We start from the raw sequence: 17,273 nt of genomic DNA, 5'->3' as shown, positions 1-17,273 counted from the left end.
TCAAACTCACTTCGAGAGGCGCACCGCCTAAGGTTGGCTAAAGATGGGCCTCATAAACGGCATACCGGGGGGAGAACCTAAATCCTGCAATGGCATATCAGGTCCACCAAGCTAGATACCAACTTACAAAGGAGGAGACCGTCATGCACATCTTAGGCACAATCGTCCGCTTCGTCGTAGCGGCACTGGTCTTGATCGTAACCGACTGGTTCGTGCCCGGCTTCGATGTCGGCGGCTTCTGGAGCGCCATGTTCCTCGCCGTCGTCATCGCTGTTGTTGCCTGGATCATTGAAGGCATTTTCGGTCGCAAAATCAACCCTTTCGGCCGGGGGATCGTGGGTTTCCTGACCAGCGCTTTGGTCATCTGGTTGGGTCAGTTTATCGTTGGGGACGTAGAAGCCACCGTACTGGGCGCCGTCTTGGCTGCGCTCGTCATCGGGATCATCGACTTGTTCATCCCCGTCAGCACCCCGTTCGATGCAGGTAAGGGCAGGGGCGACCGTGAAGGCATTCGCTGACCGGTGCAAAATGAAAAATCAACCGTCCTTGTAGGGGACGGTTGATTTGCGTTCACTGCTGCGCGGCAGCCGGACAGGCTGCCTCCGATACCTTGCGGTAATGCTCCAGCGTCACCGTTGCCATGTCGATGCAGGCAAAGCCTTTTTTACAGATCGGGTGGGCCATAAGCATCTCCTCCGCCTTACGAGCCTCCTCGGCACCGCTCCACGCGATAACCTCCACCCAATGTCCGTCTTCCTCCCGGAAGAAAACCTCCCGCTTCACAAAACCCTCCACCGAAGCCAGCAGCTCATTCAGCTCGGCCACCGACTCCAGGTAAGCTTCCTTCATTGAATCCGACAGCAGCCGGTACTTCGTTATTTCATAACACAGCTCCCTGATCATTGCCGTTATTCCTCCTTCGTAGTTGACGATAGATTCCGCCGGGCGGTTCGTCCTGGAATCAGCATAACAAACAATGGTGACAGATCCTGCCACCATTATCTGCTATACTTGTGCTGGAAGGGAGAGTGATGGGGATGAATAAGCCGCAGCGGCTCATGGCTCTGTTAATGTCCTTGAACACGAAGCGAAAATACAGCCTGCGGGAGCTTGCGCAGGAATTCGGCGTATCCAAACGGACGATCCTCCGGGATCTTCAGGACCTGGAGCTCCTGGGCGTTCCGCTTTATGCTGAACACGGACCCGCCGGCGGATATCAAGTCTTGAAGGACCGGACTTTGCCTTCCATCCAATTCACGGAGCACGAAGCGGTCGCCTTCTTCTTCGCCAGCCAATCCTTGGGCCAGTACGGAGCGCTGCCGTTCGACGCGGAGCTGAAGACAGCTCTGGACAAGTTTCTCCGCCACCTTCCGGAGGATACAAAGGAACGGATCATGCGCCTTCAGGCCAAGCTTCGGCTGTGGGTTCCCACCCATGAGCTGGGCCAGCCCTACATGCGGCGGCTGCTGGACGCCTCCATGAACGGGCTTCCGATTGAAGCGGAATACGAATCGGAGAGAGGCCGGAGCCGGCGCAAGCTTCTCCCCTTGGGACTGTATGCAATGAACGGCCTATGGTATTGTCCGGCTTGGGAGTTGGACTCCGGTCAGGTCAAGACCTTCCGCACGGACCGGTTCGCCGCCATAGAAGAGCTTCCGGCTCAGGAGTGGAGTCCAAGTATAAGGGAGCAGATGCGGACCATGGCCCAGACTCCTCTGGACCAGTGGCTCGGTCCGATGGACGAAGACGGTTCAGATCGGCTGGAGCTTCAGGCCATCTTGACCCGCCGCGGCGTACTCCGGTGCAGCACCGACGTCTGGCTGGCCCAGGGGCTGAATGTCCGCGAGGATGGAAGCGGCACGGTCGTCCGGGAGATGAGCCGCTCTTATGTGGACTGGGCGGCGTCCTTTTTTGCCTCGTTGGGCTCGGACGCCCGCGTGGAACAGCCACCCGAGGTCCGCTGCCGGATACGGGAGTTGGCGATGGAGCTGACCGGCTTATACCAAGAGGAGGAATAAGTGTGGGAGAGACTGCCTCGAAGAAACGGTTGAATCTGATGAATATTGGCCCCCGAACGGAATGGATGCTGGAGGCTGTCGGGGTGCACGGATACGACGAACTCAACGCCATAGGATCAGTGGAAGCGTATAAGCGGCTCAGGGAACGGTTTCCCGGCAAGGTGAACCTGAACGCCTTATATGCGCTTGAAGCCGCTCTCTGGCACATTCACTGGCTGGAGCTTCTGCCTGAGATCAAGGAGCAGCTGAAGGCGGAGCTGTAGCATCATAGAAAAAAGCCCCGGAGTCGGGGCTTGTAACCGGTAAACGGTCAATCTTGGGGAGGCGCGGCGTTGGGATCCATCCAGAAGATCTCCCACAGGTGATGGTCGGGATCCTGAAAATTTCGGGTGTACATAAAGCCATGGTCGGAAGGGTCGTTATACGGCTTGGCACCGGCGGCTATCGCCTTATCCGCCAGTGTATCGACCTCTTCCTTGGTGTTGACCTGCAAGGCTACGATGACCTCGGAGGCTCCAACCGTATCGGGAATATCCTTCTTGCTGAAGCCCTTGAAAAAATCCTCGGTCAGCAGCATGGCGGAGGTCGTCTCATTGATGATCATACAGGCCGCCGTTTCGTTGGTAAATTGGGCGTTAAACGAAAAGCCGATCTCCTTGAAAAATGCGATGGTCCGGTTCAAATCCTTCACCGGCACGTTGATAAAGGTCTGCCTCACTTGCAGCTCCACTGGATAGTCCCCCCATAATCTCGGATTCGTTCCGTCCATTTGCTTCCCATTCGGCGAAACGGCATGTCCTTCTCATTATAACCCATCCGACACGCCGGCATTTCTTCCGGATTGCCAATCTGGTAGGGCACGTTCACGATTTTGTCACTGCATTTTTCTGTCAAAACTAGTATGATAATCATTGTCATTTGAGAATAAATGTTTGGAGGGATATATGATGTTGAAGAGAATCGTATGGGGGATCTCTTGTTTGGCCCTTCTGTCCGTCCTGGCCGCCTGCGGAAGCAAGGCGGATGAGCCGGCCTCCGCTGCCGCATCCGCCAGCCCGGCTGCCGCGGGCCAGACTGCCGCTGCGGAAGGCGCCCAGCTGGTGACCATCAAGGCCTCCAACTGGAAATTCGACCAGACGGAATATAAAGTCAAGAAAGGGCAGCCCGTCACCCTGAAGCTGGAGAATGCCGAAGGCGTCCACGGCCTCGAGGTGCAGAAGCTGAACGTCAAGCTCGATAACAAAAACGCGTCCAAAACGTTTACCCCCGACAAAGCCGGCAAGTACACCATCGTCTGCACCATTCCTTGCGGCTCCGACCACCTGAAGATGAAATCGACCCTGATCGTAGAAGAATAACCGCCGCTTCGGCTGTCCCTCCTTCCTGGAGCATTGGGACAGCCTTTCTTTTTGGAGGATCGTCGATCCACTTATAAGCAAATTCACGGAATGTCTTCAGAAAGTCTAATTTCCCATTCAAGGCGCCGTTTGGTATGATTCGGATATCCAAAAAAACAAGTATGGGGGTAGGAATGATGGGTATCCGTGATCAAGTCGTATTAGTTACAGGCGCGGGCAGCGGTCTGGGAGCGGCAGCTGCAGCCGCATTTGCCCAAGCGGGCGCCAAGGTGGTTCTATGCGGTCGCCGGAAGCAGCGTCTCGACGAGATCGCCTCCCGTATCTCGGCAGCCGGCGGCGAGGCCCTGGCCGTCCAGGCAGACGTAACCTCCCCTTCGGAGGTGGAAAATCTGGTCCGAGCGGCATTAAGCCGGTTCGGGCGGATCGATACGGTCATCAACAATGCCGCCGTATTCGAGGCGGGCACTACGGTGGAGCTGTCCTTCGAGGCCTGGAGCCGCCAGATCTCCACCAATCTGAATGGCGTCTTCCTGGTAACGAAGACCGTCCTTCCTACCATGCGCACCCAGAAGCACGGGCGGATCATCAATATCACCTCCGGCATGGCTCCCAACGGAGCGGGTGGCTTCGCCGCTTATGCCGCGGCCAAGGCCGGCGTGGAATCCCTTACCCGGACCGTGGCGGAGGACGAGGAGAGCAGCGGGATTCTGTGCAACATGTACAATCCCGGTCCCATCAAGACTGAGATGCACGCTACGGGCAAGGATCCGTCTGCCGTAACCGAGGACCTGATCCGCTTGGCCGAGCTCCCGACCGGCGGCGCGACCGGCCAGCTGTTCGAGGCCGCCGTCTGACCATCCGGCAAGCAGCACAAAGAGCTTCCACCGTCATGACCATGACGAGGGAAGCTCTTTCACTTTGCCGAAGAATACCGGCAGCCATTCCATAGCCCACTGAGCGGCCTTGGAGCCGCTTAAGAGAGCTTGAACGCTGTCGTACGGGAGCAGAGCCATCAGGTGGAGGATCACTGCAGCCGCGAGAGCGGCCTCCACCAGAGCCAGCAGCCCGCCCGACCACCGGTTCAGCATATTCAAGCCCGGCACCTTCACCAGTACGTTCAGTACGTGTCCCGCTGCACTCAGCCCCACCTTCACCCCGACCAAAATCAGTGTGAAGGTCACCGCACCGACGATATAACTCTCCAGCCGGAGCCCATTGGCTACGAAGCTGTAGCCCGGATATTCAGCGAATGCACCGACCGGCAGCATCCGGCCGACCCAAGGGGCCAGATCGTCGTAGAACAAGTAGGCCGTAAGCCACGCCACGAATAGGCTTAAGAACGAAACCAGCTGCAGCACCAGGCCTCTGCGGTACCCGAACAGAAAGGACAGGGCCAGCACGGCCGCCACGACAGCATCCGTATGATTCATCCGCAGCCCCTAGTCCTTCTCCAGCACAAGCTCAAGCCACTCGTTGTATTCCTTCTTGAGCTTCTCGTATTCGTCCTTCAGAATCTCGTATTCCGCTCGAAGGCTCTGATCCTGGGCCATCGAGCCCAGACGCAGCTCCTTCTCCTGCTCCAGCTCCTGCTGCAAGCGTTCCTTCTCCTCGGTTAGGGTACGCTGCGCCGCCTCCAGCCTGCGGAAGGCGCTCTCCCGCTCCTCGAACCGAAGCTTGACGCCGGACAGCTCCTCCTGTGCGGAATCCTCCGCCCGTTGAACAGCCTGCCGAGCGGCGGCCAGCTGCGCCTCCGCTTCCTCCAGCATCTCCGCCTGGAGCTCGGTTTCTTCCCGGACCGCCGCCAGCTTGTCTTCGTACTCGCCGTGCACCCGTCCCAGCTCATCCTTGGCAGCCGAGCGGATCCGCTCCAGCTCGACGGCGGCTTCCTCGCGGGCTGCCGCCAATGCGACGGCCGCATCACGGCGGACCTGGGCCAGCTCCTCCGCCGCTTCCTTCCGCGCCTGTTCCACCGCGGATGCTGCTGCGCTCTGGGCATTGGCCGCCTGCTCCGCGGCTTCGGCGCGGAACTTGTCACGTTCCGCTGCCGCCTCCGCCAGAGCCCCGGACAGCCGGTCCTCGATCTGCTTGCGCAGGCGTTCCGCCTGTACGGCCGCTTCCGCCTGAGCGGCTGCTTGTGATTGGGCCGCTGCCAGCTCCGCCGCGGCCTCTTCCCGAACGCGCTTGAGCTCTAATGCCGCCTCTTCCCGAACGCGCCTGAGCTCCGCCGCGCTCTCGCGGCGCACCTGCGCCAGCACCTCGGATGCCTCTTCGCACTCCATCACCAGGGCGGCACGGTCCTCGCTCCACTGCCGGCGTTCAGCCTCGAAGCCGTCCAGCAGCCGAAGCCGCTCGGCCTCCTTCTCCTCGAGCTCCGAGCCGAGCAGGAGCTTCTCCTCCTGTTGCCGGTTCAAGAGCTCCTTCTCCCGCTCGGAGAACTCCGCCTGCAGCTTGCGCCGAACCGCTTCCTCCCGTTCCGAGAGGCGCTTCTCCGTCTCCCGCGCCAGCTGCTCCCTCTCCTCCGCCAGCTCCATGCGGACGTTGTGGAGCTTCAGCTCCCAGCTCTGGTCGGATTCGGCCGTCATGCGGTTCCATTCGTCCATAACGGCGGCCGCCTCCTGCTTCCAGGCCTCCTCCCGCTCGTTCAACGCATGCTGCCAGTCGAGCTCCTTAGCCCGGATGCGGTCGTTCCACTGCTTCTCGAGACCTTGACGCTGCTTCGTCTCCTCCGCCCTCAATTCCTCCAGCTCACGGGCGTGCTGAGCCTTCAAGTCTTCTACGCGGGCAAGAAGCTGCTGGATCTCCTGGGCATACCGCTCCTCCAGCCGGCGCTTCTCTTCCGCCGCTTGGTCCGCCTCTTCCCTGCGTGCGGACTCCTCGGCTTCCTTGACCCGGAGCGCTGCCTCCTGAAGCTGCAGCTGCAGCCCCCGGACGCTGAACTCCAGCGTATTGCGGGCTTCCTCCCATTCCTTCTCCCCTTGGCGAAGCTTCTCCAGCTCCTCCGCCGATCCTTGGAGCTCGGCCTTCTCGCCGCGGACGCGCTGCAGCTCATCCCATACCTTGGCCAGCTCGTTGCGCACCTGGAAGAACTCGTCCGCCATGTTCACAGCCGCCAGCACTGCCGTACGGGGGGTGTCCAGCCTTCCGTTGGAGGCATTCTCGATCCGGTGCATATGATCATCGACGTGGGAAGCCACTTGCTTCAGGTAGCTCGGGGTCGAGCTGCCCTTCAATCTATATTGGGTACCGAATATCTCAACGGTGATCCGGGTTTTGTCTGCTCCGTCCATCGGTTAAATCCTCCTTACTGGTCTTGACGAACGGTCCGGCGTTCCGGACCCGGGTCCTGCAAGCGAGTTCATCTTCCCGCGCAAAAAAAGGACCGATCCTATCGTGTCCTTAGACTTCGATACGACCGGCCCGTTTTCCTTCCTACTTACGCAATTCCGCTCCAAAAGATTGCTCCAGCGCTCCGACCACAGAGCCGTGGAGCTCCGTAATCTCCTCATCGGTGAGCGTCCGTTCCGGATGGCGGAAGACCAGCGACAGTGCGGCGCTCTTCCGGCCGGCTCCCAGGCGCTCCCCGGTGTAGATGTCGAATACGTGAACCGACTCCAGCAGACTGCCGGCAGTCTCCTTCACCTTGGCAGCCAGCTGGCCCACCGGCACCTCGGCACCCACTACGACGGCCAAGTCGCGGGTAACGGCCGGGAAGCGGGGCAGCGTCTGGTATTCGATGGAGAAGTCCGCATAAGCGGACACCGTATCGAGCTCCAGCTCCGCCACATAGGTATCCTCCAGATCCATTGCCTTCTGAAGGGCCGGATGCAGCTGGCCGGCGTAGCCCAATACCACCTCGCCGTCCGGCGTATTCAGCACGATCTCGGCGGTACGCCCCGGATGATAGCCCTCCGGTGCGGCCGAGCGGTACTCGGCCTCGCCCAATCCCAGGGCGCCCAGCCATTTGTCCAGCACGCCCTTCAGGTCGTAGAAGTCCACTTTCTCCGGCTTGCCGGTCCAGGACACCGCCTGGCGGTTGCCGGTCCACAGCAGCGACAGGAGCAGACGCTCCTTCGGCAGTCCGGTCAGCTTCTCTTCGGAGGTGACGAACACCTTGCCGATCTCGAAAACGGCCACGTCGTCGTTATTCCGGTTGCGGTTGTAAACGGCGGTGTCCATCAGATGCGGAACCAGGCTGGTGCGGAGCACGCTGCGTTCCTCGCTCATAGGCAGAGACAGCGCCACCGGCTTGGCATCCGTGTACCGGCCGGCGAATTGCCCGATCTGGTCCGGATGGGTGAAGGTGTAGCTGACGACCTCGTTCAAGCCGCAGCCGGACAGGATGGTCCGGGTCTGGCGGCGGACCTTCTGTTCCCGGGACAGGGCACCGGGTGTGGTGACGCCGTTGATCAGCGTGGTCGGAATATGATCATACCCATGCAGACGGGCAATCTCTTCGATCAGGTCCACATCCCGGGTAATGTCCCCCCGGCGCTTGGGCACATGAACGGCCAATGCGCCTGCGCCTCCGGCCGTCGGAAGCACCCGGTATTCGAAGCTCAGGCGGTCGAAGACGGCCTTCACCTCGTCCAGCGTCAGCGCGGTGCCCAGGTAGCCGTTTACCTTGTCCAGGGTGATCTCCACCCGAACCGGCTCTTCCTGACGGACACGCGCCTCGGATACCCCCTTGGCAGCTGTGCCGCCGGCCAGCTCGCACAAGAGGCTTGCCGCCCGGTCCAGCGCCGGAAGCACCGCCTCCGGGTTCACTTCCTTCTCGAAGCGCAGGGAGGCTTCGGAGCGGAGACCCAGCTGGCGGGAGGTCTTGCGGACAGAGCCCCCGGCGAACTTGGCGGATTCCAGGATGATGCGGGTGGTGCCCTCGGTCACCTCGGAATTGGCACCGCCCATAACGCCGGCGATGGCGATGGCCTGGCCCGATCCGTCGGTGATGAGCAGCATGCTGGCCGCAAGCTCCCGCTCCTGATCGTCCAAGGTTACGAGACGCTCGCCTTCGCGGGCCATACGCACCTCGATCTTGCCGTCCGCCACCTTATCGGCGTCGAAGGCATGGAGCGGCTGTCCGTATTCCAGCATGACGTAGTTGGTCACGTCCACCACGTTGTTGATAGGACGGATTCCGGCCGCCATCAGACGGTTCTGCAGCCACAGCGGAGACTTGCCCACGGTGACGCCTTCGATCACTCGCGCCGCATAATGGGGGCATTCCTCTCCGGCGGTGATCGCCACCTTCACGAGATCCGCTGCGGCTTGCGCTCCGTTCTCCTTCAGCCCCTGCCGCTCTTCGGGGAGCTTCACGGGACGGCCCAGAATGGCTCCGATCTCGTAGGCTGCGCCCAGCATGCTCAAGCAGTCGGAACGGTTCGGAGTCAGGTCCAGCTCCAGAACCTTGTCCTCGATGGCCAAGACGTCCAGGATGCTCTCGCCGATCCTGGTGTCCTCCGGCAGCACCAGAATGCCCTCCTGGATCTCCTTCGGCAGCAGCTTGTCGTTCAAGCCCAGCTCCTTGGCCGAGCAGATCATGCCCTGGGACTCCACGCCGCGCAGCTTGGCCCGCTTGATGACCAGGCCGTCCGGCAGCTTGGCGCCCACCATGGCGACGGGAACCTTTTGCCCCGCTGCCACATTCTTGGCCCCGCAGACGATCTGCAGGTCCTCGCCCGTACCGGCGTCCACGATACAGACGGACAGCTTATCCGCGTCCGGATGCTTGGAGCGGTCCTTCACGTACCCGACCACGACGTTCGTCACGCCCTGGTTCCGGTTCTCGACCACATCCACTTCGACGCCGCTGCGGGTCAGCTTCTCCGCCAATTCTTCCGCCGTATATCCGCTTACGTCCACATATTGGGACAGCCATTGATAGGAAACCTTCATCGTATAATCCCCCTTTCTCCCTCGTTAAACCCGTGCGAACTGCCGCAGGAAGCGCAGGTCGTTGGTATAGAAATGACGGATGTCGTCCACGCCGTACTTCAGCATGGCAATCCGCTCTACGCCCATGCCGAAGGCGAAGCCGCTGTACTCCGACGGATCGTAGCCGGCCATCTCCAGCACCCGGGGATGGACCATGCCGGAGCCCAGGATCTCCAGCCAGCCGGTCTGCTTGCAGATCCGGCAGCCGTGGCCGCCGCAGCCGAAGCAGCTCACGTCCACCTCGGCGCTCGGCTCCGTGAACGGGAAGAAGCTGGGCCGCATGCGGATCTGCGTATTCGGTCCGAACATCTCGCGAACGAACTGCAGCAGCGTGCCCTTCAGGTCGCTCATGCGGATGTTGCGGTCGATGACCAGACCCTCGATCTGTGTGAACACGTGGGAGTGGGTCGCATCATCGTCGTCGCGCCGGTACACCTTGCCGGGGCAGATAATCTTGACGGGCACCTCGCCTTTCTTGCGCTCCATGGTGCGTACCTGCACCGGGGAGGTATGGGTACGCATCAGAATGTCCTCCGTAATGTAGAAGGAATCCTGCATGTCCCGAGCCGGGTGATTCTTGGGCAGGTTCAAGGCCTCGAAGTTGTAGTAATCCTGCTCCACCTCCGGACCTTCCTCCACCGTATATCCCATGCCGATGAAGATATCCTCAATCTCCTGAATCACCTTGGAGAGCGGATGCAGCGCGCCGGCGGCGGACGTCCTGCCCGGCAGCGTCACATCGATGGTCTCCTCGCGGAGCCGGGCTTCGGTCTCCGCCTGCTGGAACTCCTCCTGCTTGCGGCCGATGACCTCCTCGATGGCGGCCCGCACCTCGTTGCCGACCTGCCCGATGACCGGCCGCTCCTCCGCGCTTAAACCTCCCATGCCGCGGAGAATCTCGGTGAGCGCTCCCTTCTTGCCCAGATACTTGACGCGGAGCTCGTTCAGCTCCGGCAGGCCGGATACGCCGGCGAGCTCTTGGAGAGCCTCTGTCCGAAGAGCTTCCAAACGTTCTCTCATGTTCCTTCCCCCTATCCGAATGTTGTCCCTGCAAATCAAAAAGACCCTTCCATCCCCAGAAAGGGACGGAAAGGCCGTGGTACCACCCTCATTAAGACGGTCGGACACCAGCCGGCATCAGCACGGCAGCTTGGCTCCTTGACACGTCTTCACTCGTTACGAAATATCGGCTCGAAAACCGGTCCGCTCTACATACGGCTGCATGGGGCTCATAGGCCTGCACGCGTTCAAGCGACTGCTCGGGAGCGAACTTCAGCGATTCCGTCCCGTCAGGCGCTCTCAATCTCCGGCGCCTGCTCCCTGTCCGTCGGTCTTCGCTTACTTTTCTCCGTCATTGCGTTGGTCGATATGAATTTACCGTCTATTATATGCAAACCGCAGGCCTGATGCAAGTGCTCTCCCGCCTAAGCCTCCGGGGACACCCGGTTCCGTCCCTTTTTCTTGGAGGAGTACAGCTCCCGGTCCGCAGCCTCCAGCAGCATCTCCGGACTGCTGCCGTCTTGGGCCGGGTCCGCCGAAGCGCATCCCACGCTGATCGTCACATGCCCACTGACCGCCGACCCCTTGTGGGGGATGGCTGCCCGTTCGATTCCCTCCAAGAGGGAGAGGCCGACAAGCCGGGCTCCCGCCAGATTCGTATCCGGGAGAATGACTGCAAATTCCTCCCCGCCGTAACGGGCCAGCATATCTCCGGACCGCCGCAGCCCGGAGCGCAGCACCGAGACGACCCTACGGAGCGCTTCGTCCCCTTGCTGGTGGCCATACTGATCGTTGAACAGCTTGAAATAATCGATATCGATAAAGAGCACGCTAAGCGGCTGAGATCCCCGTACGGCCCGGGCCCATTCCTTGGCCAGCAGGCAGTCAAAGGATCTGCGGTTCGCCACCCCCGTCAGGGAGTCGATCATGGCGAGCTGCTCCAGCATGCGGTTCTCCGCCTTCAGCTTGTATTCCTCCTGCACCCGCTCCGTAATGTCCGAGAACACCGCGCAGTAATGGGTCGTCCGGCCGTCATGCCCCCGAATGGCGGAGATGTTCAGCCACTCGATGTAGATCTCTCCGTTCTTGCGGCGGTTCCAGATCTCGCCCTGCCATTGGCCGGTGCGTTCGACGGACCTCCACAGGCTCCGGTAGAATTCCCGGCTGTGCCTGCCCGATTGGAGCAGGCTCGGGTTCCGCCCGATGACCTCGTGGGCCTCGTAGCCCGAAGAAACCGTAAAGGCCGGATTCACATACAGGATGGCACCGGAGGCGTCCGTCAGGATGATTCCCTGCTGCGTTTGCTCGACTACCTGAGCCATCAGCATATGCATGGGCATCGGCAGAATGCCCGCGCCCGTGCCGGCCGATACACTAGGGTTCAGTACCATAATCTCCCCTCCTGCATGTCTTAATGGGTTATTGTATATATCGGAGTCCGGACCGCCGAAGTGAAGCGGTATTTCCTAGAAGATTTGCGATCGCATAATAATCCATGTTTTTCGGTCCGGATGTCCATGTAAACGGTTTACAAGCGGCGTTATGCTGGAATTATAGCCGGATTCCCTTCCGGTTGGCTAACGGACACCATAGCAAGAAAGGACATCCGCCATGAAAATCTCGACGCGCATTTACCTGGACGCGGGCCTACAGAATATCAAGAGCGTCGCCTTCTTCACCTTCCTGCCGGTGTTAATCGCCCGACTTGGAGCCAGCGATTTCCAGATCGCCCTCTCCAACTCGCTGCCGCCCCTCTTCTGCGCGCTGTCGCTGGCCTTCCTGACCCGCCAGTTGCCGGTAACCCGGGGCGTCTATCTGACCAGCGGCTACGTCCGCCAATTCGCATTCCTGAGCATGGCGCTGTCCGTCATGCTGCCGCACCCTATCCCGTATCTCTTGTTCTTCTGGAGCATCAATGCGGTGTCCGTCATGATCACCGGCGCCCAGCAGCCCGCCATCATGCGGAGGGTGGTGCCCCACGAGGACTTCCCCCGGATGTTCAGCACCAACAAGCTGATCGGCATCGTCATCCTGGTGGCGGGGAGCTACGGCATCGGGCATGCCTTGGATGCGACCCAACGCTTTTTTCCCATGAACTATTCCGTCTCCATGCTGGTGGGCTGTCTGGCTACCTTCACGGGCATGAATCTGATCGCCGCCCTGGCCCCCCATGAGAAGAAGCCGGTCCGTCTGCACCTGGTCCGCCCGTTCCGCGAATGCAACCGCCGGATGTGGTGGATGGCGCTGAACAACATCGGCATCGCCATGGCGGCTCCCCTCTTCACCATCTACCACGTGAACAGGCTGGGCTTGACCAATACCCAGATCGCCTACTTCGTCATCGCCTCCGGCATCGTATCCGCCCTGCTGATGCCTTTCACCCGGAGGGCCATCGAGCGGTTCGGTGCCATACGGGTGTATGGCTTGGCCCTTCTGGGCATGGCGCTGGCGATTCTTCCCTACGGACGGATCAGCTCCTTCTCCCTGCTGGTGCTGCTGCAGGCTTGGCTGGGCGGCTCAGCGGCGGTGGCGGAGGTAGCCACCAACTCCGTCATGATGGAGGAGGCGGAGAAGCACAAGAAGGAGATGGACTTCTTCTCCGACTTCCAGCTCCTGATGAACGGGGGGAATGCCATCGGCGCCCTGCTGTCGGGGGCCCTACTCTCGATGCTGCCCATTTGGGGGTGCTTCCTGGCCATCGCGGCCATACGGATCGGGGTGCTGTGCGCATACCGTCTGACGTTAACCGGCGACCACGAAAAAACCGCCCTCTCGCAGGAAGCGAGAGTAGCGGCTCATCGAATCTAAAGCAGGTGCAATATCACGGCGGCGGTGATCAAGACGATCCCCGCCGCTTTTTTTGTGCGGCTTCGCATAGGTACAGGCGAAGCTTCGCTCTGAAGCAGTTCACCTCTACCCGTAGATTTCGCCGCCGGTCAGCCTTCTCCGGCCCTGGAAGCCGTCATGCAGACCATGGTAATACTCCACCCGCTCCTCGCCGAGCCTCCAGCAGAGCAGCACCTCGCGTCCTTCGATCTTAGCCGGAAAATCCACTAGGCCGGACTCCACGTCCTTCACTTCAACCCCCTGCAGATTCAAGCCGTGGGCGATGGCCGAAGCCTCCATCCGCATGAACTCCAGCTCACACTCCAGCGAGAAGAACGGATCCTCGCCGTCCCGCAGCTCCACCCCCTGGTGCCGCAGCAGGGCCAGCTCCCGGTACTTGGATTCGAATCGGCTCCGGATGGCCTGCAGATCCCGAAGCGAAATACGTAGGGACGGAAGCAGGGCATTGGCCTCCTGCGCCGTGAAATATTTCTTGCCCATATGAGACCCCTCCTATGAGATAAATTTTACAATAGCGTGCCGGGGGATTACCAATCGAACATTTTTCAGCTATAATGGGTAGCATTTACCAAGGTATGGACCGAAAAGGAGGATTATGGGAATGGGACAACTGAAGTATTACACGGTGGACGTGTTCGCGGAGAAGCGGTACGAGGGCAACCAATTGGCGGTATTCACCGGCGCGGGGCAGCTGTCCCCGGAGGAGATGCTGCAGATCGCCCGGGAAATGAATTATTCCGAGACCACGTTCATCCTGTCGGAGGAGCCCCGGAACGGAGGATATGACGTCCGGATCTTCACGCCGGGAGGTGAGGTTCCGTTCGCCGGACATCCTTCTTTGGGCACGGCTTATGTGATTCGCGAGTTCCTCCTGGGCCAGCCTGTGGAACAGGTGGTACTGAACCTGGAAGTCGGGCCAATCCCCGTGGAGTTCGGTACGGACGGCATGCAGTGGATGAAGCAAAACCTGCCGGAATTCGGACCGGTCTTCGATCCGGGCACGATGGCGGAGGTGCTGGGTCTGGCCGCCGGCGACCTGGATGAACGGTATACGGTCCAACGGGTATCCACCGGCCTGCCTTCGATCCTCGTACCGTTGAAGGGACTGGCCCAGGTCAGGAAGGCCCGGACCCGGAGCGAGCCTTACGAGGCCTTCATCCGGGAACACGGCAACCATACGATCCTGCTGTTCTCAGCGGAAACCTACAAGCCGGATAACCAGCTGAATGCCCGCTCCTTCTGCGATTGCGTAGGCGTCCCCGAGGATCCGGCCACCGGCTCGGCAGCGGGGAATCTGAGCGCCTATCTGGTCCGGCACCGGTATTTCGGCAGCACGGACATCGATGTGCGCATGGAGCAGGGCTATGAGATCGGACGCCCGTCCCTCCTGCATCTGAGAGCCTCGGAGCTGGCGGACGGCTCCATCCGGGTCCGCGTAGGCGGGCGCACCGTGCCCGTAGCCCGGGGAGAATGGCTCTAAGACAAAAAAGGGGAAATGATATGGCAACCTTAATCCTTTTTTCCATAAGGCTTCCCCTATACAATGTAAAAATCGAGAGAGGGTGTACCTATGGGAAAATGGAAGGACAAAGTATGGCACGCTTTGCAATCCTATGACACGGCCGTCTGGGTCCGGGCCTTCGGCACGGCCTTGACGTCGCTGACCAACTTCATGATGAGACCGTTCCTCGTCTTCTACCTGTACGACCAATTGGATGGCTCCATCATGCTGTCCATGCTGGTGGTCGGACTGTCCCCCTTGGTCGGCGTCCTGGTGAACGTTCTGGCCGGAGGAATCAGCGACCGGATCGGCCGAAAACCGGTGATGCTGGCGGCGCTCCTGATCCAGGCCGTCTCCATGCTGGCCTTCACCGCAGCCAACCAGGTTTGGCACTTCGCGCTCATTTCCGTGCTGAACGGCATCGGCCACGCGCTGTTCGGCCCCGCTGCCAACGCCCAGGTCAGCGATGTAGTTCCGGAGGCCAAGCGGCCGGAGGTATTCGCCTTGTTCCATACCGCACTGAATATCGGCGCCGCCGTCGGACCGCTGATCGGCGTGGTGCTGGCGGCGTGGAACATGCACGTGGTGTTCCTGATCTGTGCCGCCGCCATGAGCTGCTATGCCGCCGTCGTCTGGTGGAAGGTTCCTGAAACGCTGCCTTCGGAGGTCAAAGGACGCAAGTCGGAGAGTCCCAAGCGTCCGTTCGCCGGCATCCGGCTTCGGGACCATTCTCCTCTGCTGTGGCTGACGCTGTTCGCCTGTCCGGTGACGCTGCTGTATGCCCAGGTGGAATCCACCTTCCCGCTTCACCTGCAGACCCGGTTCGAGGATTACAAGAACGTATACGCCAGCCTCATGGCGTTCAATGGCACCATGGTCATTCTGCTTCAGATGTGGATCGCCCGCCGGACCAAGGATATTCCGGCCCGCAAGGTCATGATGTTCTCCTACGGCATGTTCGCCCTGGTAAGCGTCGGATACGGCTATGCGCCTTGGTTCGTCCTGCTGCTCGCCGTAGAATTCGTCTTCACCATCGGCGAAATGCTGAACGGCCCCCACATGCAGAAGCTGGTGTCCGTCATGGCCCCTCCCGAGCACCGGGGCTTCTACTTCAGCATCTACGGCATGAACTGGCAGCTGTCCCGGGCGGTGGGACCCATACTCGGGGGCTTCCTGCTCAGCAGGATCAACGGGGAATTTCTCTTCTCGTTATTGACCGTTGTTATCCTCGCGGCCGGCATCGCCATGTCCGTGCTGGCCCGCCGGGTGGAGGCCGCCAAGGCTGCGTCCGAGCTGGCGCTTGCAGAGGAAGCCAAGAGCGGCACATCTGCAGCAGCCGCAACGGCATAACAGTCTCACCGCACGACAAGAGGTTGGAGCATGAGATCGCGCTGCCGGCAGGCAAGCGGAGATCTCCTTACTCCAACCTCTTTGGTTTTTTGGGCGGCGGATGGGTAAACGGAACGCATGCCGGGCTCCCTTAGCTTCCTAACCGGGAAGCCAAGGTGCTCAGCACCTGCTCCCACCTCTCCTTCATCCGCTCCCGGACGTCGGCGTCCGCCAGTTTCTCTTGGTGGAAGCTGACTGTCGTCCGTCCTGCTGCCGCCGGCAGCAGCCGGATCTGTAGGGTGGAGGCTTGCTCCCACCCGGGCGGCTTCCAGGTGAGCCGCAGCTGCTCCTGCAGCTTAACCGCCCGCACCTCTCCCATGGTGCCGTCGTCGGCGGTATATCTCGTTCCCTTCACAGGCTCTAGGCCAGCCGCCACACCTCCGAGCCACAGCCGCATGCCCTCGGGGGACAAGAGATAGTCCCATATTGCTTCAGGAGATGCATGCAGGGTGCGTCTGACGCCGACTTGAAATCCTGAATCAGCGGTTAACCCGACCGGCTTCTCTTTCATTCCTACTCCCTCCTTCCTTCGGATACAGCGCCGCCTGTTCAGCGAAATGTATGTTCTCCTCTTATGAGCTTGGTGGGAGTTTTCATCTCGTAGAATCGCTTCGCTATATTCGTTCCATTCGTGTGCCAATCTTCTGTACCGTCAATGTGAATTATAGGACACGTTAGTGTTTCCGCCCATTGTTCCATTTTTGACAGCGAACGCGAAGCCACGAACTCGATAAATTTCAAATGCTGCTCGTACATATCGCCGCCTTTACGGATGCGTTCTCCGTGTTGCATATACTCACGTTGCTCTATACGTTCCATACGTAGCTCAATCGGTGCTGTGATAAATACGGCGAGGTCGTAAAACTTCGGAATGGTGTCGCCAAAATCACCGGTAACAGCAGTGAGTACAAACAAACGATACTTCTCAATATCTCCAAGCATTAAATTCAAGCAGTCCTCATAAGGGCGAACATTAGTATATGGAAGTTCTGATTTTTCAAAGTGATAATCCTCGTGATCCATATGCTTAAAGTCCAATATGTTCGCCAGTTCGCGTCCAAGTGTAGTCTTTCCGCTTCCGTTTGCCCCGAACAAAATTATACCATGAGGTTTATTCATATTGCTGTCCTCCATTTACAACCGCCCTAAAGCGAATTCTTCTATAGCCTTAAAAGGGGTGAAATATAATTGTTTAATTATATAATAATTTACACATAAACTTGGATATGC

Annotated in this window: 18 protein-coding genes; 8 read left to right on the top strand and 10 right to left on the bottom strand. The window is 59.9% G+C overall.

The features are described 5' to 3' along the window. Positions 1–143 precede the first annotated feature (143 nt). On the top strand, positions 144–518 hold the full coding sequence (locus tag ACSEXW_RS12865; protein WP_438446555.1) for a phage holin family protein: 375 nt from the start codon (positions 144–146) through the stop codon (positions 516–518). A gap of 52 nt (positions 519–570) precedes the next feature. Here the strand turns inward: ACSEXW_RS12865 and ACSEXW_RS12860 are convergent, their stop codons facing one another. Continuing rightward, positions 571–903 (bottom strand): hypothetical protein, encoded by a 333-nt coding sequence (locus tag ACSEXW_RS12860; protein ID WP_438446554.1) that lies wholly within the window; start codon positions 901–903, stop codon positions 571–573. A gap of 134 nt (positions 904–1,037) precedes the next feature. On the opposite strand from ACSEXW_RS12860, the gene ACSEXW_RS12855 reads away from it, so the two are divergent. Next, positions 1,038–2,018 (top strand): helix-turn-helix transcriptional regulator, encoded by a 981-nt coding sequence (locus ACSEXW_RS12855; protein WP_438446553.1) that lies wholly within the window; start codon positions 1,038–1,040, stop codon positions 2,016–2,018. A gap of 2 nt (positions 2,019–2,020) precedes the next feature. After that, positions 2,021–2,281: a TfoX/Sxy family DNA transformation protein gene (locus ACSEXW_RS12850; RefSeq protein ID WP_438446552.1), complete on the top strand. Its 261-nt coding sequence runs from the start codon at positions 2,021–2,023 to the stop codon at positions 2,279–2,281. Between the two features lie 47 nt (positions 2,282–2,328). Here ACSEXW_RS12850 and ACSEXW_RS12845 read toward each other — a convergent pair whose 3' ends face one another. Next, positions 2,329–2,748, bottom strand: a complete 420-nt coding sequence (locus tag ACSEXW_RS12845) for a VOC family protein (RefSeq protein WP_438446551.1) — start codon at positions 2,746–2,748, stop codon at positions 2,329–2,331. Between the two features lie 217 nt (positions 2,749–2,965). Between ACSEXW_RS12845 and ACSEXW_RS12840 the strand changes: the two genes are divergently transcribed. Together ACSEXW_RS12840 and ACSEXW_RS12835 are read left to right on the top strand one after the other, a co-directional pair. Beyond that, on the top strand, positions 2,966–3,376 hold the full coding sequence (locus ACSEXW_RS12840; protein WP_438446550.1) for a cupredoxin domain-containing protein: 411 nt from the start codon (positions 2,966–2,968) through the stop codon (positions 3,374–3,376). A gap of 173 nt (positions 3,377–3,549) precedes the next feature. Further along, positions 3,550–4,230: an SDR family NAD(P)-dependent oxidoreductase gene (locus ACSEXW_RS12835; RefSeq protein ID WP_438446549.1), complete on the top strand. Its 681-nt coding sequence runs from the start codon at positions 3,550–3,552 to the stop codon at positions 4,228–4,230. A gap of 33 nt (positions 4,231–4,263) precedes the next feature. Here ACSEXW_RS12835 and ACSEXW_RS12830 read toward each other — a convergent pair whose 3' ends face one another. The 5 genes from ACSEXW_RS12830 to ACSEXW_RS12810 form a co-directional block, all read right to left on the bottom strand. After that, positions 4,264–4,806 carry a CvpA family protein gene (locus ACSEXW_RS12830; RefSeq protein WP_438446548.1) on the bottom strand — a complete coding sequence of 181 codons (543 nt, stop codon included), beginning with the start codon at positions 4,804–4,806 and terminating at the stop codon, positions 4,264–4,266. 9 nt (positions 4,807–4,815) lie between these two features. Further along, on the bottom strand, positions 4,816–6,663 hold the full coding sequence (gene zapA, locus ACSEXW_RS12825) for a cell division protein ZapA (RefSeq protein ID WP_438446547.1): 1,848 nt from the start codon (positions 6,661–6,663) through the stop codon (positions 4,816–4,818). Positions 6,664–6,805: 142 nt separating this feature from the next. Then, positions 6,806–9,268 (bottom strand): phenylalanine--tRNA ligase subunit beta, encoded by a 2,463-nt coding sequence (pheT, locus tag ACSEXW_RS12820; protein WP_438446546.1) that lies wholly within the window; start codon positions 9,266–9,268, stop codon positions 6,806–6,808. A gap of 24 nt (positions 9,269–9,292) precedes the next feature. After that, positions 9,293–10,327, bottom strand: coding sequence for a phenylalanine--tRNA ligase subunit alpha (gene pheS, locus ACSEXW_RS12815; RefSeq protein ID WP_438446545.1), 1,035 nt, complete (start codon positions 10,325–10,327; stop codon positions 9,293–9,295). A gap of 404 nt (positions 10,328–10,731) precedes the next feature. Beyond that, a complete protein-coding gene (locus ACSEXW_RS12810) occupies positions 10,732–11,697 on the bottom strand; it encodes a GGDEF domain-containing protein (RefSeq protein WP_438446544.1) in 966 nt (321 codons plus the stop codon). 220 nt (positions 11,698–11,917) lie between these two features. Here ACSEXW_RS12810 and ACSEXW_RS12805 point away from each other — a divergent pair, with 220 nt between their 5' ends. Continuing rightward, positions 11,918–13,114 (top strand): MFS transporter, encoded by a 1,197-nt coding sequence (locus ACSEXW_RS12805; RefSeq protein WP_438446543.1) that lies wholly within the window; start codon positions 11,918–11,920, stop codon positions 13,112–13,114. Between the two features lie 105 nt (positions 13,115–13,219). Here the strand turns inward: ACSEXW_RS12805 and ACSEXW_RS12800 are convergent, their stop codons facing one another. Next, the gene (locus tag ACSEXW_RS12800) at positions 13,220–13,633 is read right to left on the bottom strand and encodes a DUF2203 domain-containing protein (RefSeq protein ID WP_438446542.1); all 414 of its coding nucleotides are present in this window, start codon (positions 13,631–13,633) and stop codon (positions 13,220–13,222) included. A gap of 121 nt (positions 13,634–13,754) precedes the next feature. On the opposite strand from ACSEXW_RS12800, the gene ACSEXW_RS12795 reads away from it, so the two are divergent. After that, positions 13,755–14,633, top strand: coding sequence for a PhzF family phenazine biosynthesis protein (locus tag ACSEXW_RS12795; RefSeq protein ID WP_438446541.1), 879 nt, complete (start codon positions 13,755–13,757; stop codon positions 14,631–14,633). Between the two features lie 90 nt (positions 14,634–14,723). Next, positions 14,724–16,004: an MDR family MFS transporter gene (locus ACSEXW_RS12790; protein ID WP_438446540.1), complete on the top strand. Its 1,281-nt coding sequence runs from the start codon at positions 14,724–14,726 to the stop codon at positions 16,002–16,004. A gap of 130 nt (positions 16,005–16,134) precedes the next feature. Here the strand turns inward: ACSEXW_RS12790 and ACSEXW_RS12785 are convergent, their stop codons facing one another. Continuing rightward, positions 16,135–16,554, bottom strand: coding sequence for an SRPBCC family protein (locus tag ACSEXW_RS12785; protein ID WP_438446539.1), 420 nt, complete (start codon positions 16,552–16,554; stop codon positions 16,135–16,137). A 38-nt stretch (positions 16,555–16,592) separates the two neighbouring features. After that, complete coding sequence (locus ACSEXW_RS12780; protein ID WP_438446538.1) at positions 16,593–17,162, bottom strand: AAA family ATPase; 570 nt, start codon at positions 17,160–17,162, stop codon at positions 16,593–16,595. Positions 17,163–17,273 lie beyond the last annotated feature (111 nt).

It is taken from the genome of Oryzibacillus soli (genome assembly GCF_051594765.1).
Classification (GTDB): domain Bacteria; phylum Bacillota; class Bacilli; order Paenibacillales; family NBRC-103111; genus Paenibacillus_AR.
Note: the sequence above shows the minus strand (reverse complement) of the source record. Positions and strands in the feature narration are given on the sequence as shown.